The organism is Mycobacterium hippophais, from assembly GCF_027529605.1.
Classification (GTDB): domain Bacteria; phylum Actinomycetota; class Actinomycetes; order Mycobacteriales; family Mycobacteriaceae; genus Mycobacterium; species Mycobacterium arseniciresistens.
Window position 1 is genome coordinate 25,017 of record NZ_JAPZPY010000018.1, and the last position, 24,800, is coordinate 49,816.

The following is a 24,800-nucleotide window of genomic DNA, read 5'->3' on the forward strand; positions in this document are numbered from 1 at the left end:
ATGGCGGGTTTTCGGCTCACCACCAAGGTGCAGGTCAGCGGCTGGCGCTTCCTGCTGCGCCGGGTGGAGCACGCGATCGTCCGCCGCGACACCCGGATGTTCGACGATCCACTGCAGTTCTACAGCCGCGCCGTGTCGGCGGGCATCATCATCGCGGTGCTGATCTGCCTCGGCGCCGCCCTGCTGGCGTACTTCAAGCCGCTCGGAAAGCGGGGCGGGGACAGCCTTCTCGTCGACCGGGCCACGAACCAGCTGTATGTGGTGCTGCCCGGCAACGGTCAGCTGCGGCCGGTGTACAACCTCACCTCGGCGCGGCTGGTGCTCGGAAGTGCGGGCACCCCGGTCGCAGTCAAGTCCGACGAACTGAACCGGCTGTCCAAAGGCCAGCCGATCGGCATCCCGGGTGCGCCGTACGCCACCCCGGTCGCCGGTGCCGCCGAGTCGATGTGGACGCTGTGCGACACCGTCGAGAAGCCCGAGAGCGCGAAGCCGACGGTGCAGTCGTCGGTGATCGTGCGACGCCTCGCGCTCGACTCGACGGTCGCCCCGATGCGGCCCGATCAGGGCATGCTCGTCAAGTACGAGGGCGCCGACTGGCTGATCACCGACAACGGCAGGCATTCCATCGATCTGGCCGACCGGGCTGTCACGTCGGCGGTCGGTATCCCGGTGACCGCCAAGGCCGCCCCGATCTCGGAGGGTCTGTTCAACGCGTTGCCGAACGTCGGCCCGTGGCAGCTGCCGCAGATCGCCCGTGCCGGCGAGCCCAACACCCTCGGCCTGCCACCGAATCTCGTGATCGCGTCCGTGTTCAAGACCGTGACCGAGAAGGGCGAGCAGCACTATGTCGTGCTGCCCGACGGCGTGGCGCGCGTCAACGACCCCACCGCGGCGGCGTTGCGCGCCACCAACTCCTACGGTCTGATCGAGCCGCCGCCCGTCGAGGCGAGCGTGGTGGCTGGCATCTCCGAGCAGGTCTACGTGTCGCCGTTGCCGGACAAGGCGCTCGACATCCTGCTGCGCGAAGAGGATCCGGCGTTGTGCTGGTCGTGGGAGCGGGTGCCGGGCGACCAGGCGCCGAAGACCTCGGTGATCGCCGGACGCCGCCTGCCGGTACCCGCGTCGGCCCTCAACACCGGCATCGAGCAGATCGACGGCGACGCCACCGTCTACATCGACGGCGGCCAGTACATCCGGCTGCAGTCCCCTGATCCCCGCTACGGCGAGAGCCTGTACTACATCGACCCGCAGGGCGTGCGCTACGGCCTGCCCGACGAGGAGACGGCGAAGAACCTCGGGCTGTCCGCTCCGCTGACCGCGCCGTGGCAGGTGGTCAAGCTGTTGGTCGACGGGCCGGTGCTGTCGAAGGAGGCGGCGCTGCTCGAGCACGACACCCTGCCGCCGAACCCCAGTCCCCGAAAGGTCGAGGGAGGCGCCGGAGCTCCGGCACCGGCATCCGGAGGTGGCCCGTGACGACGAAGAAGTTCACCCCGACCATCAAGCGGGGGCCGCGCCTGACACCCGGCGAGATCAACGTGACACCGCCGGACGACCTGGGTGTAGAGATCCCGCCGTCGGGCCTGCAGCGGGCGTTGCCGTGGGTGATGGGCGGCTGCATGCTCGGCATGATCGCGATCATGATCTTCACCGGCGTGCGCCAACTCTCGCCGTACATGCTGATGATGCCGCTGATGATGGTGATGGGCACGGTCGGCTTCATGGCCGGCGGCGGTTCGGGCGGCAAGAAGGTGCCCGAGATCAACGCCGACCGCAAGGAGTACCTGCGCTACCTGTCCGGCCTGCGCACCCGCGTCACCTCATCGGCCGCCGCTCAGGTGACGTTCTTCAACTACCACGCGCCGCACCCCGAGGACCTGCTGTCGATCATCGGGACCCACCGGCAGTGGTCGCGCCAGTCCAACGCCGACTTCTTCTCCTCCACCCGGATCGGGATCGGCGCCGAGGCCGCCGTCGACCGTCTGCTCAAGCCGAATGTCGGCGGTGAACTCGCGGGCCCGGCAGGCGCCCCGCAGCCGCACCTGGAGCCGGTCAGCCACATGTGGGTGACGAAATTCCTGCGCACCCACGGCCTCATCCACGACTGCCCGAAGCTGTTGCAGACCCGCACCTTTCCGACGATCGCCGTCGGCGGTGACCTCGGCGGCGCAGCGGGTCTGCTGACCGCGATGATCTGCCATCTCGCGGTGTTCCATCCGCCGGACCTGCTCCAGATCCGGGTCCTGACCGACAATCCCGAGGACCCGCAGTGGTCCTGGCTCAAGTGGTTGCCGCACGTGCAGCATCAGAGCGACACCGACGCCGCGGGCGCCACCCGATTGGTCTTCACCCGTCCGGACGGGCTCAGCGACCTGACCGCCCGGGGCCCGCACACGGCCGACGCCGTTCCGACGGGGCCCTACATCGTCGTCGTCGACCTGACGGGCGGCCGGGCCGGCTTCCCGGTCGACGGGCGGGCCGGTGTCACCGTGATCACCCTCGGCAATCACAAGTCCTCCTACCGCATCAAGGTCAATCCGGACGGCAGCGCGGACGACAAGATGCACAACCAGAACTTCCGTCCGGTGCTGCGCGTCGCCGACAGGATGACGCCGGGGCAGGCGGGCCGGCTCGCCCGCAAGTTGGCCGGCTGGTCGATCACCGGGACGATCATCGACAAGAGCGTCCGCGTGCAGAAGAAGGTCGCCACCGAATGGCACCAGCTCGTCGGCGCGCAGACCATCGAAGAGGTCACGCCGGCGCGCTGGCGGATGTACGCCGACACCGACCGCGACCGGCTGAGGATCCCCTTCGGCCACGAGCTCAAGTCGGGCGACATCATGCACCTCGACATCAAGGAGGGTGCCGAGTTCGGCGCCGGTCCGCACGGCATGCTGATCGGCACCACCGGTTCCGGCAAGTCGGAATTCCTTCGCACACTGATCCTCTCGCTGGCCGCCACGCATCATCCCGATCAGGTGAACCTGCTGCTCACGGACTTCAAGGGCGGCTCGACGTTCCTCGGTATGGAGAAGCTGCCGCACACCGCGGCGGTGGTCACCAACATGGAAGAGGAAGCCGAGCTGGTGAGCCGGATGGGCGAGGTGCTCACCGGTGAGCTCGACCGCAGGCAGTCGATCCTGCGTCAGGCCGGCATCCAGGTCGGCGCCGCGGGCGCACTCTCGGGTGTGGCCGAGTACGAGAAGCACCGCGAGCGCGGCGCGGACCTGCCCCCGATGCCGACGCTGTTCGTCGTGGTCGACGAGTTCGCCGAGCTGCTGCAGAACCACCCGGACTTCATCCAGTTGTTCGACCGGATCTGCCGCGTCGGCCGCTCGCTGCGGGTGCACCTGCTGCTCGCCACGCAGTCGCTGAACACCGGCGGCGTACGGATCGACAAGCTCGAGCCCAACCTGACGTACCGGATCGCGTTGCGCACCACCAGTTCCGCAGAGTCCAAGGCGGTGATCGGCACGCCGGAGGCGCAGTACATCACCAACAAGGAGAGTGGCGTGGGCTTCCTGCGGGTCGGCATGGAGGATCCGGCCAAGTTCCGCAGTGTGTACACCGGCGTCAACTACGTGCCGACGGCTCTCACCCAGGACGACGGTGATGCCAAGCCCCGTGCCAGGACCCAGAACCGGGTTCGGATCCACCAGTTCACCGCGGCGCCCATTCTCGATGCGGCAGGTGCGTCATGACGGTCGGTGAAACCGAACAGCGGGTGCTGCGCGAGGTCGTGCTCGGTCAGCTGACCACCGGCGAGATCCGCGCCTACCGGATGTGGTTGCCGCCGTTGACCGATCCGACACCGGTCAACGAACTGGTCGAGCGTGACTATCAGCGTCAGCCGCTGCGGTTCGGCCTCGGGATCATGGACGAGCCACGCAGGCACAGGCAGGACATCTGGGGGATCGACGTCTCCGCGGCGGGTGGCAACATCGCCGTCGGCGGCGCGCCCCAGACGGGCAAGTCGACGTTCCTGCAGACGTTGATGCTCTCCGCGGCGGCCACCCATACGCCGCGCCAGGTGCAGTTCTACTGCGTGGACCTCGGCGGTGGCGGCCTGATGTACCTCGAGGACCTGCCGCACGTCGGTGGCGTCGCGACCCGCGCCGAGCCGGACCGGGTGAACCGGGTGGTGGCCGAGGTCAAGGCCGTGCTGCGGGCCCGTGAGGCGATGTTCAAGCAGTACCGCGTCGGCTCCATCGCCTCGTACCGCGAGATGCGCGAGGACCCGAACAGCCCGGCGGCGGCCGACCCGTTCGGTGACGTGTTCCTGGTGATCGACGGCTGGCCGGCGTTCGTGAGCGAGTTCCCCGACCTCGAACCCGTGGTCCAGGACCTGGCGGGCCAGGGCCTGGCATTCGGGGTGCACGTGGTCATCTCGACGCCACGCTGGACCGAACTGAAGGCGCGTGTCCGCGACTACCTGGGCACCAAGGTGGAGTTCCGGCTCGGTGACGTCAACGAGACCCAGATCGACCGCATCACCCGGGAGATCCCCGCCAACCGTCCTGGCCGCGCCATCTCGATCGAGAAGCACCACCTGATGATCGGTGTGCCGAGGCTGGACGGCGTGCACAGCGCCGAGAACATGGTGCCTGCGATCTCGGCGGCGGTGCAGCACATCGCCGCTCAGTACACCGACAGCGCCCCCCAGGTCCGGGTGCTGCCCGACAAGATCCACCTGCACGAGCTCGACCCGAACCCGCCCGGACCCGACACCGACTACCGCACGCGGTGGACGATCCCGCTGGGCGTGCGCGAGTCGGACCTCACGGTGGCCTACAACCGGATGAGCGCGACGCCGCATCTGTTGATCTTCGGTGCGCCGAAGTCCGGCAAGACCACCATCGCCCACGCGGTGGCGCAGGCCATCTGCAAGCGCAACAGCCCGCAGCAGGTCCGGTTCATGGTGGCCGACTACCGGTCGGCGTTGCTCGACGCGGTGCCGCAGAGCCATCTCCTCGACGCGGGGGCAGTCAACCGCAACCACGCGACGCTCGAGGAGTCGATCAAGGCGCTGGCGATCAACCTGAAGAAGCGGCTCCCGCCGCCGGACCTGACCACCGCACAGCTCCGTTCGCGGTCGTGGTGGACCGGGCCGGACGTGGTCCTGCTGGTCGACGACTGGCACATGATCGTCGCGGCGTCGGGGATGTTGCCGCCGACATCGCCGCTGGCGCCGCTGCTTCCGGCGGCCGCCGACATCGGCCTGCACCTCGTGGTGACCTGTCAGATGAGCCAGGCCCACCGCGCCACCATGGACAAGTTCGTGGGCGCCGCGTACGGCGCCGGATCGCCCACCCTGTTCCTGTCCGGGGAGAAGTCGGAGTTCCCGACCAGTGAGTTCAAACTCCGGCGACGACCCCCTGGCCAGGCACTTCTCGTCTCTCCGGACGGGAAGGAGGTGGTGCAGGCGGCTTATGTCGACCCCCCTGAAGAATTGGTGTGAAGACCCCCCTCGCGGGGCGGTTAGGATTTGATCCAGAGCGCACAGCAACGTAGGCGATCAGTCGCCAGCAAACTTTCATCCCGGACGTAAGTAGACAGCAGTCAAGGAGCAGGACACATGGAACCGCTGCAGCACAATCCAGGAGCCATCGGCGTCGGCGGCCAGGTCGTCGCGAACGCCGCCCGCGGTCTCGCGGGCGGGACCACCGCGACGGCCGCAGTCACCGCGCTGGTGCCGGCCGGCGCCGACGAGGTGTCGGCCATGGCCGCCGCCGCATTCGCCGTCGAGGGCGCCGAGGCGCTGGCACTCAACTCCTTCGCGCAGGAGGAATTGACGCGGGCCGGCGCGGCGTACATCGAGGTCGCCGGCATCTATGACGCGGTCGACGCCGCCAACGCCTCAACTCTCTAGCCGCAGACGCTTCGAGTAACTCGACAGGAGATCCGCACTCGCCATGGTGCCCGTTCCCCTTCCGCCCACCTGGGTTGCGCTACCGCCCGAGGTCAACACCGCGCGCTTGATGCTCGGTGCCGGCCCCGTGCCGATGGTGCAGGCCGCGGCGGGGTGGGAAGGGCTGGCGATCCTGCTGGAGACCCAGGCCGACGAACTCGCGGCGTCCTTGACCAATCTGCAGGCGCTGTGGAGTGGGACCGCGGGCGAACGCGCGATCGCGGCGACGCTGCCGATGATCATGTGGCTGCGGACCACGGCGATGCAGGCGCAGAAGCGGGCGATGCAGGCGACGGCTCAGGCAAACTCCTACAGCCTGGCATTGGCAACGACGCCACCCATTCCGGAGATCGAACAGAACCACGTCACCAATGCGGTGCTGAACGCGACGAACTTCCTCGGCATCAACACCGTGCCGATCGCGATGAACGAGTTCGACTACTTCGTCCGGATGTGGAACCAGGCGGCCGGGGTGATGACCGCATACCAGGCCGAGACGTCGCTGAACCTGCTGTTCGAGCCGATCATGCCGATGAAGCCGATCGTGATGCCTGGCATCGGCGCGGCGACGGCGGGCACGAACGTGGCGCAGGCGACGGCTCGGGCACCGATGGGCGCGTTACGCAACGCGACGGTCGAGATGGTGTCGGCCCATGCGCACCTGCAATCGGCGGCATTGCACGGCGGCCGGGCGGCGGCGCAGGGCAAGCACACAGCCGAGCGCGCGGGCGGCCAGGCCAAGCAGGCGGACAACGCCACTCAGCAGACCCAGATGACGCAGCAGGTGATGCAGCAGGGTGTGCAGATGGGCACCCAGATGGCATCCCAACTGGCCTCGGTGCCACAGCAGATGGGGCAGCAGGTCTCCAGCGGCATCCAGCAGATCACCCAGCCGCTGCAGCAGGTGACGTCGATGTTCAGCCAGATGGGCGCCGGCGGCGACAAGCCGCTCGCGCAGATGGGGCTGATCGGCGCCAGCCCGTTCTCGAACCACCCGCTGGCCGGGGGGTCGGGGCCGTCGACGGGTGCCGGTCTGGTGCGGGCGGCGTCGCTACCCGGGTTGGGTGGCACATCACCGCAGACGCCGCTGATCTCGAATCTGGTCGGCAACTCGGGGCAGGCGCCGCTCGGCGCCGGCGCGCCGGGCGCCGGCGGACCGGGACTGGCTCCGGTCGGACCCGGTAGCGGCATGGGCCCGATGGGTGGGGCCCAGGGCAACAAGGGTTCCGGCTCGAGCACCAGGACGGCGCTGACCGCGCCGGCACCACTGATCCAGGACTTGAACGAGGACGAAGACGACGACTGGTGAGTCGTCGCGTCAACAAGCTTCTCGGCTAGGGAGCCGAAAGACTCGCCATCCCGTGGTGAGGACACAGGAAGAAGAGGAAACACATGTCACAACCGATGGAAACCGATCCCGCCGTCCTCGCCGCCGAGGCCGGTAACTTCTCGCGTATCGCCGCCGAGCTCAAGGGCGTCATCACGTCGGTCGAGGCGACCGCAGGCGCCCTTCAGCCGACGTTCAAGGGCACGGCCGGGATGGCCGCGCAGGCCGCTCTCCTGCGCTACCAGGAGGCCGGCAACGCCCAGGAACGACTGCTCGACGACATCGCGAACAACATCCAGCAGTCCGGCCTGCAGTACACCACCACCGACGACGACCAGGCCGCGGCGATCGCCCCGACCATGGGCATCTGACCCGAGCACCACAACACCCTACGACAACCAAAAAAACTGGGAGACAACATGTCCGATGGAATCATCTACAACTTCGCAGGCATCGAGGGTGGTGCGGGCGAGATCAGCGGCGCGGTCGCCACGACCAACGGCCTGCTGGACGAAGGCAAGGGATCGCTGGCCACGCTGCAGAGCGTGTGGGGCGGCGGCGGCTCCGAGGCATACCAGCAGGTGCAGATGCGCTGGGACGCGACGTCGGCGGAACTGAACGACGCGCTGCAGAAGCTCGCGCAGGCCATCAGCGAGGCCGGTCAGCAGATGGCCTCCACCGAGGCCGGCGTCACCGGCATGTTCGGGGCCTAAGACGGCTCAAGCACGTTGGTGGGCGGGTCGGCCCGGCTCGAAGATAGGGTCAGGCCGACTCCGCCCATCTCGTGTGCTCAGGAGTGCAAACGCAAGGAGAGGTACCCATGTCGGCAGACTATGACCGGCTCTTCAACTCCCCCGACAGTGGTCAGCCGCCCGAAGAGGCGACCAGGACCGTCGACCGGGAGGCTCTGATGGGCGGTTCGACGTCGCCCGTGCCGGCTACCGGGACGCCGCCGCGCACCCCGGATGCGGGCCCACCGCCACCTCCGATGCCGATCGCTCAGCCGCGCGCCCAGGCAGCGCCCGCCCCGCCGCCGCGGCAGGCGGAGGTCACCAGTCAGATGCCGCCGACCCCCCCGGCGGCCCCCACCCCGGCGCCGCAGCCACCTCGGCAGGCCAACTCGATGATGCGCGCGCCCCAGGCGAACGCCCCGACGGGCGCGCGTTTCGAACAGCCCCGCACGGCCCCGACCGCGCCGCCGCGCCCGGCCGCCGCGCCGGCGCCGACCCAGCACTTCGCCGACCCGCAGGCCGAACAGAACACGGCCTGGCCGGGGCAGACGGCCAATCAGCCCGCTCCGACGTCGGCGGCCACGATGGGCAACCACCGCGCCATCGATGCGCTGTCCCACGTCGGCGTGAAGTCGGCGGTCAAGATGCCGTCGCAGCGCGGCTGGCGCCACGTCCTCTACATGCTCACCCGCATCAATCTCGGGTTCTCTCCTGACGAGCTGTACGAGATGGACCTGCACACCCGGATCCGCCGCAACGCACGGGACTCGTATCAGATCGGTGTGTTCGGGCTCAAGGGCGGCGTCGGCAAGACGGCCGTCACCGTCGCACTCGGCTCGGCGCTGAGCAGGATCCGCGGCGACCGGATCCTCGCCGTCGACGCCGATCCCGACGGCGGCAATCTCGCCGACCGGGCCGGACGCCAGTCCGCGGCCACGATCGCCGACCTGCTGTCCGACAAAGAACTGGCGCGCTACAACGACATTCGCGCGTACACCAGCATGAACGCCTCCAACCTCGAGGTGCTGTCGTCGGAGGACTACAGCGGTGCCCGCCGCGAGTTCAACGACGAGGACTGGAAAGGAATCGTCGGCGTCGTCTCGCGGTATTACAACCTGGTACTGGCCGACTGCGGCACAGGGCTTTTCACACCCGCGTCACGGGGCGTGCTGTCCACGGTGTCGGGCATGGTGATCGTCGCCAGCGCCTCGATCGACGGCGCCCGCCAGGCGGCCGTCACGATGGACTGGATGCGCCAGAACGGCTACCAGGATCTGCTGGGCCGGTCCTGCGTGGTGATCAACCATGTGACACCGGGGAAGCCGAACATCGACGTGGCAGATCTCGTTCAGCAATTCGAGCGGCACGTGCCACCCGGTCGTGTCATCGTTCTCCCGTGGGACAAGCACATCGCCGCGGGCACCGAGATCCAGCTCGACCTGCTCGACGACACCTTCGAGCGGAGGATCATCGAGTTGGCGGCCGCCTTGTCTGACGACTTCGACAGGCTCGAACGCCGTTGACCACCACCGCCGCTGCCTCGTCGAGCACCTCGAGCGTCACCCCGGGACGGCCGTCCACCACCCGGGTGACGATCCTCACCGGTCGGCGGATGACCGACCTGGTGCTGCCGGCGTCGGCGCCCATCGAGACCTACATCGACGAGACGGTGGCCGTCCTGGGCGAGATGCTCGAGGACACCCCGAAGGACGTGCTGGGCGGCTTCGACTTCTCGGCACAGGGCGTGTGGGCGTTCGCGCGGCCGGGCGCGCCGCCGATCAGGTTCAGTGAATCCCTCGATGACGCAGGCGTCGTCGACGGTTCGCTGCTGACGCTCGTCTCGGTCAGCCGGACCGAACGGTACCGGCCGCTGGTCGAGGACGTGATCGACGCGATCGCCGTGCTCGACGAGTCACCGGAGTTCGACCGCACCGCACTCAACCGCTTCGTCGGCATCGTCATTCCGCTGGTGGCGCTGGTGGTCACGGTGCTGGCACTGCTCACCTGGTCGAACACCGGTCAGGACTGGTGGTGGGCGGTGGCCCTCGGCGTGCTGGGCCTCGGGATCCTCGGCGGCAGCCTGATGGCCCGAAGCCGGTACGACAACATCGACCTGTCCGAGAGCCTGCTGGTGGCGTCGGTGCCGCTGCTGGCCGGCGCTGCGGCACTGGCGGTTCCGCTACCCCGCGGTGTCGAACAGCTGGGTGCGCCCCAGGTGGCCGGTGCGGCGTCGGTCGTGTTGTTGCTGACACTCGCCACCCGCGGAGGCCCGCGCGGCCGTGCTCACCTGGCCGCGTTCCTCGCGGTGACGTGCACCGCGATCGCACTGGCGGCGATCGCCTTCGGTTACGGCTGGCAGTACTGGGTGCCCGCAGGCGCCGTCGCATTCGGCCTGATGGCGGTCACCAACGCGGCGAAACTCACTGTCGCCGTAGCGCGTATCGCCCTGCCCCCGATTCCGGCCCCCGGCGAGACCGTGAGCAACGACGAACTGCTCGACCCGGTGACCACCCCGGATCCCAGCGACGAGGAGTCGCCGACCTGGCAGGCCATCATCGCCTCGGTTCCCGAATCGGCTGCGCGACTGCAGGAACGCAGTGTGCTGGCCAAGAAGCTGTTGATCGGCTTCCTGACCGCCGGGGCGCTGGTGCTGGCCACCGGTGCGATCACCGTCGTCGTGCAGGGACACTTCTTCGTCCACAGCCTGATCGTCGCCGGTCTCGTCACGGCGATCTGCACCTTCCGCTCGCGCCTGTACGCCGAACGGTGGTGTGCCTGGGCATTGCTCGCGGCGGCGGTGATCATCCCCACCGGCGTGACCGTACGGCTGTGCCTGTGGAATCCGGATGACGCCTGGCTGGTCCTGGCCGTCTACCTCGCGCTCGGCGCGGTGGCGTTGGTGATCGTCGGCGCCACCGACAACGTGCGGCGGGTGTCGCCGGTGACCAAACGCATCCTCGAACTGCTCGACGGCGCGACGATCGCCGCGGTCATCCCGCTGCTGCTGTGGATCGCGAGCGTCTACGACCTGTTGCGGAACCTGCGGTTCTGAGTGCCCGTCGGTGCGGCTGAGCTGACGCCCGCCGGAACCCGCGAAGTGCGGACGCCACCGGCCGTCTGAGCGTCAGGGCCGGTCGCCGGTGGTCTCGGCGACCAGGGCGTCGATGCGTTCGCGGTCGGCGTCGATGGACTCGCTGGCCGCCGCCGTGGCGTTCTGCAGCGCTTCGTTCAGCCGCTGCTCCACCGTCGCCGCACCGAGCCGCAACAATCCCGGCTCGAGATGGATCCCGGTCAGGTGGTGATGCCCGTTGAGGGTCACCTCCACGGTTCCGGTCTCGTCTGTGGCGGTGAAGGTCTCGCTGTTCATCTTGTGCAACTGGTCGTCCATGATGGACTGCAACCGCTGCGCCTGCTGCAGCACCGCGGCGACCTCGGGGTGCATGTCGTCGGTCACGTGCTCTCCTTGTCCTGGCCGCCGTCCTTGCCGCGTCGCGGCCGCAGACCGATGACGGGCTCAGTGGACGGGCGATCCTCGACGTACAGCTCCTCGTCAGGCGAGAGTCCGGGCGTCCGCCGCCTCTCCTTGGCGCCGCCACCCTGGCCGCCCATGCCGTGGCCGCCACCCATCGGCATACCGCCCATCGCGCCGCCGGGTCCCGCGGCACCGACGGGTGCCGCACCGCCGCCGGAGACGGCGGCCGGTGACGAGGAGGGCGCGCTCGCGCTCGCCGCGGGAGCCAGCGGCGAATTCGGTGTACCGCCGCCGCCTCCTCCGCCACCACCGCCGGAGCCGGAGCCGGGTCCGCCGCCACCCGCGGGTTCGGCCGACGCGGGGCGTATCGCGGGATCGGTCGGCATGTCGGTGAGGCCTTCGGGGAGGCCGGTGGGCGCACCGCCGCCGGCGGGGGATCCGCCGGCACCCTGTCCGCCCGAGGGCGAGCCGCCGGAGCCCTGTCCGCCGGACGGTGATCCGCCCGACTGCTGACCCGATGCCGGGGTCTGCTGTCCGTTCTGCGCACTGGCGGGTGACACGGCGGGGGTTTCGCCCGGCGTGCCACCGGGCTGTTCGCCGCCACCGCCTCCGCCCGCCGCGGGACTGCCTGGCCGCCGTCCGTTGTCCTTCTCGGGCAGCGGCGGGACGTCCTGCCGGAAGACGGGCGTGGGAGGGTATGCGCCCGCCGGAGGTTCAGGAATCTCGACGATCGAGAACGAGACCTCGCTGGAGTATTCGCCGCGGATGGTCTCGGAGAGATGCTGGTTGGCGGCGTAGTCGGTGGCGCCGAACAACTCGCCTTCGGCAGGTGCTTCGGGATGCTCCGCCTTGGCCCTCTCGTGCGCGTGGTAGAAGTCCTGTGCCTGCTTGGCGATGTCGCGGCTCTTGGCCGCCACGTCGTAGAGCCACGACTCGTGCCTGCGCATCGACCCGTCGGCGGCCTCGGCCGCGAGGCCTTCCCAGTGGGTGTCGCCGGGGGAGAAGTCCTTGGCCCGCTGGGTCAGCGCATCGGAGAAGGCGTACATCTCGTCGGCGAACTGCAGCACGTTGATGTTGGACTGCGCCAGTTGCTCGGCGGCAACCGTCCACTCGGCGTAGGGATTGCCCGGCACGCCGGGGAAGGGACTGTGACTGACTGGAACCGTCGGCGGCAGAACAGGATTGATGGTGACCGCGTCGGATCCGGAGGGCGTGCCGGATTCGATTGCGCCCTTGTTGATCTCGTCGACTTGTTCGTAAGCCTTGGCGGCGGCCTCCAGGCATGCCGCCAGCCGGGACGCCTCCGCCTTGCCCGACTGGATGCAGGCGTTCAGGCGATCCCGATTGGCCACGATCTGCTTGATCGCATTGCTGGCGAGTGCCAACTGGTCCGGTGGAATGGGCGATGCGGGCACGGCGGGCCATTCCCCGTTGATCTTGGTGGCCTTGGCGCGGATGCTGGTCGGATCGGCTTTCAACGTCGTCATGGTGTTCTCCGTTACTGCTCGAGAGCCATCTGGTAGCGGCTCTCCTCACGCGGGTTGATCAGCTGGATCGGCAGCTGACGGTGGCGCGGGGTGTCGATGAAGTTGTGCCGCATGATCACTCGGCCGATACCCAGGTGAGGGCCGAGGTAGGTGGTCGCGTTGGGCCACGCCACCTTGGCCTCGGGGCCGATCCGCCCGTTGATCAGTCCGGCGAACTCCTGGAACTGCGGGCGCAGCGTCACCACCGCACCCGCGGCCGCCGCGCGGACCACGAACTGGGTGAACAGCCGGGCGTCGCCGAGGTTGATGCTGACGTCGACGTCGTCGAACGGCATGTACACCGGGTAGCGGTCGTTCGTCTCGCCGATCAGCACGCCGGCGGAGCCGATCGGCAACTCGTAGTGCTTGTCGCTGACCGGACTGATGCCCTGCAGCGCCGCCCGCTGACCGCCGAACAGGCAGGAGAATCCGCGCGGCGTCGTCGGGGTGGCCAGCGTGGTCAGCAGCACCGTGGTGGTGGGCGCCATCCCGGGCATGATCCGCATCCGGGTGATCGTGTGGTCGGCCCGGGCCGACCACCACACATTGGGTCCGCCGGGCGCGGTGTACGCGGCGGTGAAGGTGCTGCGGCCCTTGATCGTCGACCACGTCTCGCGTTCGAAGCTGATCTCGGTCGCCCGGTCGAAGTCGTCGAAGCTGCGCGCGCAACGGGCGTCGACGCCGTTGCTCGACAATTGATCCGCCAGCCGCGTCGCCGACGCGACGAGGTACCGGGCATGTCCCGCAACCCCCTCGTCGCGGCGGCGGGCCGGCTTCTCGGTGAGTGCGGGGTCGGCGCGGAGCACGATCCACGTCCGCCGGTTCGCCGGTACCGGGTACGGGCCGATGACCTGTTCGTACAGCGCGACCAGGCTGGCGGGCGCCGTCCGGCCGACCCGGTAGCCGGCCGACACGACGTCGGCCTCGAGTTCGGGGCAGTGCGCGACCACGAGCTGTTCGATCAGCCGGGTGTCGACGACGTCGTCGGTGACCGCGCTGCCGTTCACGATGACGGTCGGGGTGAACGGTCGGGGCACGAGTTCGATTGCGGCGACGAGATGTTCGCCCTGCCAGCGGACCGCGACGTGGTCTCCGGGCAGCACCGTGCTGCCGACCGCGGGCACCGACGGCTGCTGCGGCACCGTGCGGTGGCGGCGCCGCCAGGAGAACAGCGCGGCGATCCACCCGGTGATACGCCGGCCGCGGACCGTCAGCACGGCCAGCAGCGCGATCAGCACCGACACCCCGACCGCGGTCCACAGCTGGTTCAGTGGCAGCAACACGGCCACGATCGCCGGGATCAGCACCGCCGCGGCGATCGCGTGGCCGGTGGTGAACCGGATGCCGAACGCGGAGAACAGCTTTCTCATCGCCGCCTCAGTGCCCGTCGGGTCATGGCGCCGAGGCCGAGTACCAGGGCGAGGCCGACGCCGCTGATCACCACCCAGGTGATGGGTCCGCGGTCCGGCGGCGGGATGTGGACCGGTGGGGGGATCTGCTTGACGCGGAACGGCACGGCCTCGGGTCCGGCGGGCAGGTCCCAGGTCAGCGCCGCGACCGGATCGATGACCCCGGCGCCGACGTAGTTGTCGACGCCGCCGCCGGGATGACGGGAGGTGGCGGTGATGCGGTTGATCACCTGTGCGGGAGTCAAGTCCGGGAACCGCTGTTTGACCATCGCCGCGAGTCCGGACACGTAGGCGGCGGCGAACGACGTCCCACCGATCGGCACCGGTCCGTCGTCGCCGTTGAGCGCGTTGACCGGGTTGCCGTCATAGCCGAGGGCGATGATGTTCGCCGCGGGCGCGGCCGCACCGACCCACGGTCCCGACATCGAGAAGTCGCTGGGCTGTCCGTTCTCGTTGATGCCGCCGACGGTGAGCACCAGGGGTGAGTACCAGGCGGGGCTGACGATGGTCTGCACCTCGTCCCAGCCGCGCGGGTCCGCAGGCACGGCAGGGTCGGGCGGCGGGTTCTGGCTGCAGTCCTGACCGGTGTTGCCCGCGGCCACCACGATCACGGCCTTCTTGACGTTGACCGCGTAGTTGACCGCCGCGCCGAGGCTGGTCTCGTTGATCCGGCGGGTCACCTTGTAGCAGGCGGCCTCGCTGATGTTGATCACCTGGGCGCCCAGATTGGCCGCGTGCACCACCGCGCGGGCCAGGCTGCGCAGTGAGCCCGCGGTCTTCGTCGTGTTCGGGTCGTTGGGATCCTGGCGGGAGCCGACGGGCTGCCACGCCGCCGAGGTCTGACGCAGGGACAGGATGCGGACATCCGGTGCGACACCGATGAATCCGTCCGTCGGCGACGGTCGTCCGCCGATGATCGACGCGGTCAGCGTGCCGTGGGCGTCGCAGTCGTTCATGCCGTTGCCCGCGGCGTCGACGAAATCGCCGCCGGGTTCGGCGGGCACCCGTGGGGAGCCCATCACGCCGGTGTCGATCACGGCGACCGTGATGCCCTTGCCGGTGGCGAACTTCTGCGCCTCGGCCAGCCTCAGGTAGTTGTTGGGCCACGGCTTGTCGGCGAAGTTCGAGTTCGGGAACGTCGTCGGCGCCGCGCACTCGGCGCGCAGCTCGGTGGGACTGTCCGGGCCGGTCTCGTCGGGCGGGAGGGCGGCAGCATCGATCGACGGCGGTTCGATCGCCGACGCCGGTGGCGCGCTCACGAAGGCCAACAACAGTGCTGCCAGCAGCACACCGATGCGACGCACGCGCTACACACCCCCCTTGTCGAATAGCCGGCTCGTGGCAGGCCCGTCACTACACAGCAAACCTGCTGCTGGCCCGGCAGCGGGCCATCGTCTCACGTCAGGACGCCCGACCGATGGTCCAAGCGCAATCCTATGCGCAACGAACGGGGGTCGACTGCGCTTTCTTTCGCCGGTGGGAGCCACCGCGCGCGCACTCCGCGGCCGGGCGCACGCCGGCACGGGTCGGCAAACACAAATGATGGGTCGCCGAGGCGCGGCCGGTTGACGCATCTGTCTATTCGGGAATGATCTGGACTGCAGTCCGGTTACCCCGAACATGCCCGCCATCACAGCCGACACCCTAACCCTGACCCGGGTGAGCCCGCCCTCGCCCACCGACACCGACCGCCCCGTCCGATCGATCACCACCGGCCCCCGTGGCTACGAGGGCGAGGGATTCCCGGTCGTCCGCGCCTTCGCCGGAGTCAGCGCCGCCGACCTCGACCCCTTCATCCACATGGATCAGATGGGGGAGGTGGAGTACGAGCCCGGTGAACCGCGCGGCACCGACTGGCATCCGCACCGCGGCTTCGAGACCGTGACCTACATGATCGACGGCCGGTTCGCCCACCAGGACTCCCACGGCGGCGGCGGTCTGATCACCGACGGCGCCACCCAGTGGATGACGGCCGGTTCCGGGATCCTGCACATCGAGACACCGCCCGCCGAACTCGTGGAGAGCGGCGGTGTGTTCCACGGCGTCCAGCTGTGGGTGAACCTGCCGCGCAGGGACAAGTTCGCCGCACCCCGCTACCAGTCGATCGAGGGTGGCGACGTGGCGCTGCTGGCGTCCGAGGACGGCGGCGCGCTGGTGCGCGTCATCGCCGGAGACGTCGACGACCATCGCGGCCCGGGCTCCACCCACACGCCGATCACGCTCGCGCACGCCACGGTTCAGCCCGGCGCACAGCTGAGCCTGCCGTGGAACCGTGACTACAACGCCCTGGTCTACGTGCTGTCGGGGCGCGGCAGAGTGGGCCCCGTCGGCCATCCCATCGAACAGGGCCAACTGGCGGTGCTCGGTCCCGGCGACCGGATCGCGCTGTCCGCCAACGACGTCCAGGATTCGAACCGGCCCGCCTTGGAGGTGCTGCTGCTCGGCGGCAGGCCGATCCGCGAGCCGGTGTTCCACTACGGACCGTTCGTGATGAGCTCGAAGTCCGAGCTGATCCAGGCCGTCGAGGACTACCAGGCCGGCAAGTTCGGTGAGATCCCGCCCGGTGCGCTGATGCCCCACCGGGTCTAGCGCTTCACCGGCGCCGCCTGCTTCGGGTAGAGCAGTTCCAGCTCACCGAGGTGGGCGGCGACGGTGACCAGCGGCAGCGCCGCCGACACGGCCAGGTCGTCGGCGCCCGCCTCGTCCCGCAGCGCACCGACGAAGTCGTCGCTGATCGGCGAGAGGGACTGCGCCACCGGCCGGCCGAGCAACCGCAGACTGACCAGGTCGGCGTGGGTCTCGAGGACCCGGCGGGTGCGGGGGTACACACCCAGCGGCGGCGGGACGATGTCGGCGACCAGTTCGGCGGCGGCGCGTATCCGGATCGCCCGGTTCGCCGCCCCGACCACCGGCGCGCGTGCGTCGCTGTCGCTGCGGTTCTCGGAGAGGTACTGCCGCACGGCGTCGTCGAGTGTGCGGGACGCCTGCAGCGCGTCGTGACTGAGTGCGATCACCCGGTCGGTGGCGTCTTCGGAGGCGCCGCGGGTGACCCGCAGCACCCCGGCCTTGAGCAGGTCGGCGCCGGCGATGGTGGCCCTGCGCACCGACGCCGACACCGCCGCCGAGGCGCCGCGCGGCCACAGCAGCAGCGAGACACTGACGCCGACAAGTGCGCCCACCACCACGTCCTCGACCCGGATGAGGCCCACCGACCAGCCCGTCGGCTGGATGAGGTTGAAGATGATCAGCACCATCATGGTGAACGCCGCCTGCCCGGCGATGAACGACGCCACCTCGGGCACCCATGCCGAACCGAAGGCGACCAGCGGCAGCAGCAGCCACATCACCGCGTGGTCGACACCGACCAGCTCGATGACGACGACGCCGATGACGAACCCGATCCCGGTGCCCGCCACCGCGCGCAGCACCCGCGTGCCGGTGGTCAGCGCACTGCTGCGCAACACCGACATGGCGCCGAGCACCACCCAGAAGCCGTGCTCGACGGGGAACAGGTGGGTGACGGCGACCGCGAGTGCCAACCCGAGCCCGGTGCGCAGGCTGTTGCGCAGCACCACCGCCCGTGTCGCCAGGAAGCCCTTCGTGATTGCGGCGACGGCCGTCGTCTCGGGCATCACCCAGTCCGCCGCACCGGTCTCGGGCAGCCGGCGGCCCAGCACGCGGGCCCAGACCGGCCTGGCATCGGCCAGTGCGGCGTTGCGGATGATCCGGCCGGTCACCCCGACGGTGGCCGAGAAGGTGCGCCGCGCGAGCAGCGTCTGGCCCACCGCGAGCGCCGTCGCGTCGTCGGGCACCGCGAGGATCTGCTCGATGTCCTCGCGGTAGCGGCCCTGGGCCACCGCCCGCAGCTCGGTGAGCGCGGTGTCGAGGTCGGCGGTGCGCGCCGCCCGCTCGTCGCGATCGGCGATGCGCAGCACCGCCGCCGCGTCGCGCAGCACCCGGACGATCGGCGGTTTCATGTCGCCCAGCAGGGCTCCGGTGTCGGCGGTGAGGCGGTCGGACAGCCAGCCGAGATCGTCCACGACGCGGACCAGCGCCCGGCTCCCGGCGGTAAGGGCGACCGGCCGGAAGTCGGCGTTGACGAAGTTGTCCCACAGCGCGTTCATCGCCCGGGTGACGTCGCGCGTGCCCGCGGCGCCCTCGAGGCTGTCGGCCAGTGTCCGGCACACCTTGGCGGCATGGCGGCGCAGATCGTCATGGTGCTGGGGCGGGAAGAGGAACAAGGCCGCGGGCACGCACACCGCGAGCGCGATCAGCCAGCCGAGCAGCCGCTCGCCGATCGGCCCGGGCGGGGTGCATGCGGGCAGCACGAACAGCATCAGGGTGGCGCGCTGGCCTGCCGCCACGATCTCGCTGAGCACCCCGGAGAACATCACCACCACGCCGAGCACGAACATCATCGCCACGCTCAGCCACGGGTGCGGCGACACCAGCGTGCCGACGGTGATGAGCACCGCGCCGTTGAATCCCAGCCCGCCGTAGGCCAGTGCGCGGGCGGGCCGGTTGCCCGGGAAGTCCACGAGGATCAGCAGTGCCACCGAGCCGAAGATCGTGAAGAGGGGGGTCTGCGACCCGGCGCCGACGGTGAAGCTGACTGCGGCGGCCGTGGGCAGGATGATGGCCGCCCGGGCCGCCCGCCGCAGGGCGTCGCGCTCCGGGTCGCGCTGACGGATCCGGTCGGATCCCCGGCGCCACAGACCGCCCGGAGTCAGCATGCCCGCCGATGGTAGACCGGTCAGGCGGGCGGCACCGTCGCGAAGCGGCCGGAGTCCAGCGCCTCGAGCAGCTGGTCGGCGATCCAGTTGATCGCCGGGATGTCGCGGGGCAGGGCGGTCTGCTCGTAGCCGATCAGGATGTAGACGCTCCAGGCGGCGAACACCTCGGCCTGGCGCTTGTCCTGGAGGACCTCGTAGGCGGACTCGAACATGATGTCGTAGCGCTGCTTGTCGACCGCGGACTGCACGGCGTACACCTCGGGGTCCAGCGAGCTCCACACCCGGATGGCGGCCTCGGCGCTGTGCGGCAGCACCAGCGCCTCCTGCACCAGGGTGTCGATGCGCCGGCGCGGATCGGGTTCGGCGCGGACGGCGTCGACCACTCCGGTCGTGCGGGCCTGCCGCCAGTGCGCGACGAGGTCCTTGGTGTAGGCGGGCCAGCTGGGAAAGTAGTGGTAGAAGGAGCCGGTGGTGACACCGAGACGGTTGCACACCTCGGCGAGTTTGAGCCCGCCGTACCCCAGTTCGGAGAGCACATCGAGGCCAGTCTCGAAGTACGCTTCCCGAGAAACGACACTGGCCATGGGTTGACAGCCTAGTTGTTCGCCGGCTCCCATTCGGGCGCAAATCGAGAGCCCCGACCAGCTTGAATTTGCTGGCATCGAATGTCATCGCAGCTGGTCTGGCAACTCTTGACGGTGGCGTAGGTGACGTGTGGCACAATTTGACCGTGCCGTATACCGCGAGTCGGGGACCGGGTCGACCTCCCGCAGCGAAGGCCGCGGAAACGCGGGAGCGCATTCTGCGCGCCGCCCGGGAGATCTTCAGCGAACTCGGCTACGACGCGGCGACCTTTCAGGCGATCGCGGTTCGCGCGGATCTGACCCGGCCGGCAATCAACCATTACTTCGCCAGCAAGCGGGTTCTGTACCGCGAAGTCGTCGAGCAGACCAATGCGCTGATTGTTAGCGCGGGGATGGCCCGAGCGCAGGGCGCCACCACTTTGTTGAGCAGACTGTCCGCCTTTTTCGCCGCGACAATGGACGCCGGTTCCGAAGACCGTTCGGCGGCAGCTTTTCTCGTGACGTCGGTGCTGGAGTCCCAGCGGCACCCGGATCTGCGCAACGACGAGCACGACGCGCTGCGGAATTCGCGCGCGTTCGTCGCGTGGGCGGTCAACGACGCGATCGAGCGCGGAGAGCTCAGCACCGACACCGACATCCCCTCGATCGTGGAGATGCTGGTCGCGGTGATGTGGGGGATGGGTTTCTACGCGGGTTACGTCGGCGACCACGACGAGCTGGAACGCGTCATCGACAAGTTCGAGCTGCTGATGGCCAACAAGCTCTGGCATCTCACCGACTGAGCCAGAGGCCGCACAACCCATCGCATAGCTTGGCTAAGCTCTTCGGTAGCATGGCGTGATGAGCTCACTGCGCACCCATGACGACACCTGGGACATCACCACCAGCGTCGGCACGACGGCCGTGATGGTCGCCGCGGCCCGCGCCGGCGAGACCGAGCGGGACAATCCGCTGATCCAGGACCCGTATGCGCGCGTGCTGGTCGACGCCGCGGGCAGCGGGGTGTGGAGCGCGATGCTCGACGGCGACTTCACCGAGAAGGTGGGCGAGGTGGACGCCGAGGCCGCCGCGATCTTCGCGCACATGGGCGGCTACCAGGCGGTGCGCACCCACTTCTTCGACCGGTTCTTCGCCGAGGCGAGCGCCGCAGGCATCCGGCAGGTCGTCATCCTCGCCTCCGGGCTCGACTCGCGGGCCTACCGGCTGGACTGGCCTGCAGGCACGACGGTCTACGAGATCGACCAGCCCAAGGTGCTCGAGTTCAAGGCGCAGACGCTCGCCGGCCATGGGGCCGAGCCCTCGGCCACCCGCAGGGAGGTGCCGATCGACCTGCGGTTCGACTGGCCGACGGCGCTGCGCGAGGCCGGTTTCGACCAGGCGCAGCCGACCGCCTGGCTGGCCGAGGGCCTGCTCATGTATCTGTCCGCCGACGCGCAGGACCGGCTGTTCGAGCAGGTCACGGCGCTCAGCGCGGCGGGAAGCCGGATCGCCGCCGAGACCGCCGGGGTGTCGTCGGAGGACCGCCGCGAGGAGATGCGGGCGCGCTTCGAGCGGATCGCCGAGAAGTTCGGCATGGAGGAGTCCCTGAAGATCCAGGAGCTGATCTACGAGGATCCCGATCGGGCCGACGTCGCCGAGTGGCTCGACGGCCACGGCTGGTCGGCGACGCCGGTCGACTCGCAGCAGGAGATGCGCCGGCTGGGGCGGTGGGCGCTGCCCGCCGAGCTGTCCGACGACGACGCGTTCTCGCACTTCGTCACCGCCGAGCGGGCCGGATAGCACAGGGGTTCTGACGGCCCAACCGGTTGGTTAGGATCGGGTCATCCTCGGGTCAGGAAGGACTCCCCCCATGACCACCGAATCCGTCAGCGCGCCCACCACCGACATCGACTCGACCGTCGCCAGGCTCCGGCAGACGTTCGCCACGGGCCGCACCCGCGACATCGAATGGCGCAGACAGCAGCTGCGCGCGATGGAGCGGCTGATGATCGAGAACGAGGCGGTCATCGCCGACGCGCTGGAGCAAGACCTCGGCCGCAAGCCCTTCGAGGCGTGGCTGGCCGACATCGCCAGCGTCGCCGGCGAGGCCAAGGACGCGGCGAAGAACCTCCGCAAGTGGACGCGGCGCAAGTACCGGATGCTGGAGATGTCGCAGCTGCCCGGCCTGGGATGGGTGGAGCACGAGCCGTTCGGCACCGTGCTGATCATCGGCGCGTGGAACTTCCCGTTCGCGCTGACCCTTGGTCCGGCCGTCGGCGCCATCGCCGCGGGCAACACCGTGGTGCTCAAGCCGTCGGAGGTGGCTGCTGCCTCGTCGGCGGTGATGGCCGACCTGGTGCCGAAGTACCTGGACGGTGACGCGATCGCGGTGATCGAGGGCGACGGCTCGGTCAGCCAGGAACTCATCGCCCAGGGCTTCGACTACCTGCTGTACACCGGCGGCACGGAGATCGGCCGCAAGGTCTACGAGGGCGCCGCACCGCATCTGACGCCGGTCACCCTCGAGCTCGGTGGCAAGAGCCCAGTGATCGTCACCGCCGACGCCGACATCGACGTCGCCGCCAAGCGCATCGCCTGGACCAAGCTGATCAACTCGGGCCAGATCTGCATCGCGCCCGACTACGTGCTGGCCGACGCGAAGATCCGCGAGGAACTCGTCGACAAGATCAAGGCCGCGGTCACCACCTTCGAGTCCGGCAACCCCGACGGCAAGCGCATCGTCAACGAGCGGCACTTTGACCGGCTCGCCACGGCGCTCGCCGCGACCAAGGGTGAGGTGGTCATCGGCGGTGGCTCCGACGCGTCGAAGATCAGCATCCAGCCGACCGTCGTCGTCGATCCCGACCCGGCCGAGCCGCTGATGACCGACGAGATCTTCGGGCCGATCCTGCCGATCGTGACGGTCCAATCACTGGACGATGCCATCGATTTCGTCAACGCACGGCCGAAGCCGCTGGCCGCGTACTTGTTCACCAAGACCAAGAGCATCCGCGAGCGGGTGGTCAAGGAGGTGTCCGCGGGCGGCATGGTGGTCAACCACCTGCTGTTCCACTTCGCGACGCACAAGCTGCCGTTCGGCGGCGTCGGCCCCTCGGGCATGGGCGCCTACCACGGCAGATTCGGCTTCGAGACGTTCAGCCACAAGAAGACGGTGATGACGAAGACCACCCGACCCGACGTGGGCGCCTTCATCTATCCCCCGTATACAGAGAAGGCCTGGAAGCTGGCCCGCAAGCTGTTCTGATTTCGTCAACGAAGCCCGAGAGATAGGAAACCCATGCCAGGAGTGCAGGATCGCGTCATCGTCGTCACCGGCGCCGGAGGCGGACTGGGGCGCGAGTACGCGCTGACACTGGCCCGTGAGGGCGCCAGCGTCGTCGTCAACGACCTGGGCGGTTCGCGCGACGGCACCGGTGCGGGCTCGGCGATGGCCGATCAGGTGGTCGACGAGATCAAGGCGGCGGGCGGCCGCGCGGTCGCCAACTACGACTCCGTCGCGGAGTCCGAGGGTGCCGAGAACATCATCAAGACCGCGATCGACGAGTTCGGCAAGGTCGACGGCGTGGTGAGCAACGCGGGCATCCTGCGCGACGGCACCTTCCACAAGATGACGTACGAGAACTGGGACGCCGTGCTGAAGGTGCACCTCTACGGCGGTTACAACGTGATCCGCGCGGCGTGGCCGCACTTCCGCGAGCAGAGCTTCGGCCGGGTCGTCGTGGCGACCTCCACCAGCGGTCTGTTCGGCAACTTCGGGCAGGCCAACTACGGCGCCGCCAAGCTCGGCCTGGTCGGGCTGATCAACACGCTCGCCCAGGAGGGCGCGAAGTACAACATCAAGACCAACGCCGTCGCACCGATCGCGGCGACCCGGATGACGCAGGACATCCTGCCGCCAGAGGTCTTCGAGAAGCTGACCCCGGAGTACGTGGCGCCGGTGGTGGCCTACCTGATGACCGAGGAACTGCCCGACACCGATTCGATCTTCATCGTCGGCGGCGGCAAGGTGCAGCGCACCGCGCTGTTCCAGAACGAGGGCATCACCTTCTCCGACGGGGTGCCGTCACTCGACGACGTCGCAGCGAAGTGGGCCGAGATCACCGATCTGTCGGCGGCGCAGCAGGCCAGCTTCAACCTCGGGTGAAAGCGCTTGTCGCGCAATCGTTGACGGGCCCCGCCGGCCTGGAGTACACCGACGTCGATGAAGTGCGCAACACCGATGCCGTCGTCATCGACGTCGGTGCTGCCGGCGTCAACTTCCCCGACCTGCTGATGCTGCGCGGCGAGTACCAGCTGAAGCTGGACCCGCCGTTCATCCCCGGCGTCGAGGTGGCGGGCACCGTGCGCTCGGTGCCCGAGGACTCCGAGTTCACGGTGGGACAACGCGTTTCGGCGTTCTCACTGCTGGGCGGCTTCGCCGAACGGGTGGCGGTGCCCGCGTCGTCGGTGGTGCCGACCCCGCCGGGGGTCGACGACGCGTCCGCCGCGGCGCTGCTCGGCAACTACTACACGATGTACTTCGCGCTGGCACGCCGCGGCGCCCTGCGCATCGGCGAGACCGTGCTGGTGCTCGGGTCGGCGGGCGGCATCGGCACGGCGTCGATCCAGATCGCGAAGGCGATGGGTGCCAAGGTGATCGCGATGGTGCACCGGCCCGATGCCCGTGACTTCGTCGAGTCGCTGGGAGCCGATGTGGTGCTGCCGCTGACCGATGGCTGGCTGCAGGCGGTCCGCGACGTCACCGACGGCCGCGGTGTCGACCTGGTGGTCGATCCCGTCGGCGGCGAGGCGTTCGACGACGCGATCCGCGCGCTGGCCACCGAGGGCCGGCTGCTGGTGATCGGATTCGCGGCGGGCGGCATCCCGACGGTCAAGGTGAATCGGCTGCTGCTGCGCAACGTCTCGGTGGTCGGCGTGGGTTGGGGCGAGTTCGTCAACCGCAATCCGGGTGCCCAGTCGCTGTTCGGGTTCGGGCTGGGCAAGCTGGTCGAGGCCGGCTTGCGCCCGCCGCCGCCGGTGACCTACCCGCTCTCGGAGGGCCGCGCCGCACTCGAGGCGCTGGCCGCGGGCGAGATCCGGGGCAAGCTGGTCCTGCAGCCGTGATTCGCGCTTG

Annotated in this window: 21 protein-coding genes; 15 read left to right on the forward strand and 6 right to left on the reverse strand. The window is 69.3% G+C overall.

Annotated elements, in window-relative coordinates; translation table 11 throughout:
• From eccB to eccD, 9 genes are all read left to right on the forward strand, one after another.
• The gene (eccB, locus tag O6P37_RS27025) at positions 1–1,473 is read left to right on the forward strand and encodes a type VII secretion protein EccB (RefSeq protein WP_269896971.1); all 1,473 of its coding nucleotides are present in this window, start codon (positions 1–3) and stop codon (positions 1,471–1,473) included.
• Entirely contained in the window at positions 1,470–3,698 is a 2,229-nt protein-coding gene (eccCa, locus tag O6P37_RS27030) for a type VII secretion protein EccCa (RefSeq protein ID WP_269896972.1), read from the forward strand. Before eccB ends, eccCa begins: the two co-directional genes overlap by 4 nt.
• On the forward strand, positions 3,695–5,455 hold the full coding sequence (gene eccCb / locus O6P37_RS27035) for a type VII secretion protein EccCb (protein ID WP_264014132.1): 1,761 nt from the start codon (positions 3,695–3,697) through the stop codon (positions 5,453–5,455). The genes eccCa and eccCb overlap by 4 nt, the downstream gene beginning before the upstream one ends.
• A 117-nt stretch (positions 5,456–5,572) precedes the next feature.
• On the forward strand, positions 5,573–5,866 hold the full coding sequence (locus O6P37_RS27040; RefSeq protein WP_269896973.1) for a PE domain-containing protein: 294 nt from the start codon (positions 5,573–5,575) through the stop codon (positions 5,864–5,866).
• A gap of 43 nt (positions 5,867–5,909) precedes the next feature.
• Positions 5,910–7,214, forward strand: a complete 1,305-nt coding sequence (locus O6P37_RS27045; protein ID WP_269896974.1) for a PPE family protein — start codon at positions 5,910–5,912, stop codon at positions 7,212–7,214.
• A gap of 83 nt (positions 7,215–7,297) precedes the next feature.
• Positions 7,298–7,603: a WXG100 family type VII secretion target gene (locus O6P37_RS27050; RefSeq protein WP_269896975.1), complete on the forward strand. Its 306-nt coding sequence runs from the start codon at positions 7,298–7,300 to the stop codon at positions 7,601–7,603.
• Between the two features lie 48 nt (positions 7,604–7,651).
• The gene (locus O6P37_RS27055; RefSeq protein ID WP_269896976.1) at positions 7,652–7,945 is read left to right on the forward strand and encodes a WXG100 family type VII secretion target; all 294 of its coding nucleotides are present in this window, start codon (positions 7,652–7,654) and stop codon (positions 7,943–7,945) included.
• 107 nt (positions 7,946–8,052) lie between these two features.
• Entirely contained in the window at positions 8,053–9,486 is a 1,434-nt protein-coding gene (locus O6P37_RS27060) for a MinD/ParA family ATP-binding protein (protein WP_269896977.1), read from the forward strand.
• Entirely contained in the window at positions 9,483–11,015 is a 1,533-nt protein-coding gene (gene eccD / locus O6P37_RS27065) for a type VII secretion integral membrane protein EccD (RefSeq protein WP_269896978.1), read from the forward strand. The genes O6P37_RS27060 and eccD overlap by 4 nt, the downstream gene beginning before the upstream one ends.
• A gap of 72 nt (positions 11,016–11,087) precedes the next feature.
• On the opposite strand, the gene O6P37_RS27070 is transcribed toward eccD, so the two are convergent.
• From O6P37_RS27070 to mycP, 4 genes are read right to left on the reverse strand one after another with little or no spacing between them, the layout of a single operon-like run.
• Positions 11,088–11,417 (reverse strand): YbaB/EbfC family nucleoid-associated protein, encoded by a 330-nt coding sequence (locus O6P37_RS27070; RefSeq protein ID WP_269896979.1) that lies wholly within the window; start codon positions 11,415–11,417, stop codon positions 11,088–11,090.
• Positions 11,414–12,922, reverse strand: a complete 1,509-nt coding sequence (locus O6P37_RS27075) for a PPE domain-containing protein (protein WP_269896980.1) — start codon at positions 12,920–12,922, stop codon at positions 11,414–11,416. Before O6P37_RS27075 ends, O6P37_RS27070 begins: the two co-directional genes overlap by 4 nt.
• Before the next feature lie 11 nt (positions 12,923–12,933).
• Positions 12,934–14,331 carry a type VII secretion protein EccE gene (gene eccE, locus O6P37_RS27080; RefSeq protein WP_269896981.1) on the reverse strand — a complete coding sequence of 466 codons (1,398 nt, stop codon included), beginning with the start codon at positions 14,329–14,331 and terminating at the stop codon, positions 12,934–12,936.
• A complete protein-coding gene (gene mycP / locus O6P37_RS27085; RefSeq protein WP_269896982.1) occupies positions 14,328–15,674 on the reverse strand; it encodes a type VII secretion-associated serine protease mycosin in 1,347 nt (448 codons plus the stop codon). Before mycP ends, eccE begins: the two co-directional genes overlap by 4 nt.
• Before the next feature lie 316 nt (positions 15,675–15,990).
• Between mycP and O6P37_RS27090 the strand changes: the two genes are divergently transcribed.
• Positions 15,991–16,959, forward strand: coding sequence for a pirin family protein (locus O6P37_RS27090; protein ID WP_269896983.1), 969 nt, complete (start codon positions 15,991–15,993; stop codon positions 16,957–16,959).
• Here the strand turns inward: O6P37_RS27090 and O6P37_RS27095 are convergent.
• Together O6P37_RS27095 and O6P37_RS27100 are read right to left on the reverse strand one after the other, a co-directional pair.
• The gene (locus tag O6P37_RS27095; protein ID WP_269896984.1) at positions 16,956–19,103 is read right to left on the reverse strand and encodes an FUSC family protein; all 2,148 of its coding nucleotides are present in this window, start codon (positions 19,101–19,103) and stop codon (positions 16,956–16,958) included. The genes O6P37_RS27090 and O6P37_RS27095 overlap by 4 nt on opposite strands.
• A 20-nt stretch (positions 19,104–19,123) precedes the next feature.
• Positions 19,124–19,687, reverse strand: a complete 564-nt coding sequence (locus tag O6P37_RS27100) for a TetR/AcrR family transcriptional regulator (RefSeq protein WP_269896985.1) — start codon at positions 19,685–19,687, stop codon at positions 19,124–19,126.
• Between the two features lie 146 nt (positions 19,688–19,833).
• Here O6P37_RS27100 and O6P37_RS27105 point away from each other — a divergent pair, with 146 nt between their 5' ends.
• The 5 genes from O6P37_RS27105 (at position 19,834) to O6P37_RS27125 (ending at position 24,790) form a co-directional block, all read left to right on the forward strand.
• Positions 19,834–20,469 (forward strand): TetR/AcrR family transcriptional regulator, encoded by a 636-nt coding sequence (locus tag O6P37_RS27105; protein WP_264015013.1) that lies wholly within the window; start codon positions 19,834–19,836, stop codon positions 20,467–20,469.
• 58 nt (positions 20,470–20,527) lie between these two features.
• Positions 20,528–21,466 (forward strand): class I SAM-dependent methyltransferase, encoded by a 939-nt coding sequence (locus O6P37_RS27110; protein ID WP_269896986.1) that lies wholly within the window; start codon positions 20,528–20,530, stop codon positions 21,464–21,466.
• A gap of 70 nt (positions 21,467–21,536) precedes the next feature.
• Positions 21,537–22,931, forward strand: coding sequence for an aldehyde dehydrogenase family protein (locus tag O6P37_RS27115; protein WP_264015011.1), 1,395 nt, complete (start codon positions 21,537–21,539; stop codon positions 22,929–22,931).
• 33 nt (positions 22,932–22,964) lie between these two features.
• A complete protein-coding gene (locus tag O6P37_RS27120) occupies positions 22,965–23,831 on the forward strand; it encodes an SDR family oxidoreductase (protein WP_269896987.1) in 867 nt (288 codons plus the stop codon).
• On the forward strand, positions 23,828–24,790 hold the full coding sequence (locus O6P37_RS27125; RefSeq protein WP_269896988.1) for an NADPH:quinone oxidoreductase family protein: 963 nt from the start codon (positions 23,828–23,830) through the stop codon (positions 24,788–24,790). Before O6P37_RS27120 ends, O6P37_RS27125 begins: the two co-directional genes overlap by 4 nt.
• The last annotated feature ends 10 nt before the right edge of the window (positions 24,791–24,800 follow it).